The sequence below is a fragment of the Arthrobacter sp. ZGTC131 genome, assembly GCF_002929275.1.
Taxonomy (GTDB): Bacteria; Actinomycetota; Actinomycetes; order Actinomycetales; family Micrococcaceae; genus Arthrobacter.
Window position 1 is genome coordinate 1 of sequence record NZ_PJIK01000122.1, and the last position, 506, is coordinate 506.

The following is a 506-nucleotide window of genomic DNA, read 5'->3' on the forward strand; positions in this document are numbered from 1 at the left end:
ACCAGCCCGCGGACAGGTTCTACCGCGGCGGCGAAAAAATCCGTGCCTTCCGCGGCACCGCCGCATCCGGTGAACGGGTTCCCGAGGACTGGGTAGGGTCAACCACCACCCTCGTCGGCGAACCCGTGCTGGGCCTGAGCGAAGTTTCGACGGGCCGGCTGCTCCGGGACGAAATCAGTGCCGACCCTGCCTCCTGGCTGGGCCCGGAGCATCTGGCCCGCTACGGCGCCGACACCAGGGTGCTGGTCAAACTGCTCGACGCCGGGCAGCGGCTGCCGGTGCACCTGCACCCCGAGCAGGATTTCGCCGCCGAACACCTGGGCCGCAGGCACGGCAAGGCCGAAGCCTGGTACATCCTGGAGGGCGGCTCGGTGCACCTGGGCTTTAACCGGGCGGTCAGCGCGGAGGAACTGCGCAGCTGGGTGGACGGCCAGGAGGTGGAAGCCATGCTGGCCGCCATGCACCGCGTGGACGTCCGCCCCGGTGACAGCGTGTACGTGCCGCCG

The 506-nt window shown here is 70.2% G+C and carries 1 pseudogene; it reads left to right on the forward strand.

From position 1 onward, the window contains the following. Nucleotides 1-506 (forward strand): annotated as a pseudogene (locus CXQ90_RS22600) (carbohydrate kinase); the annotation flags it as partial.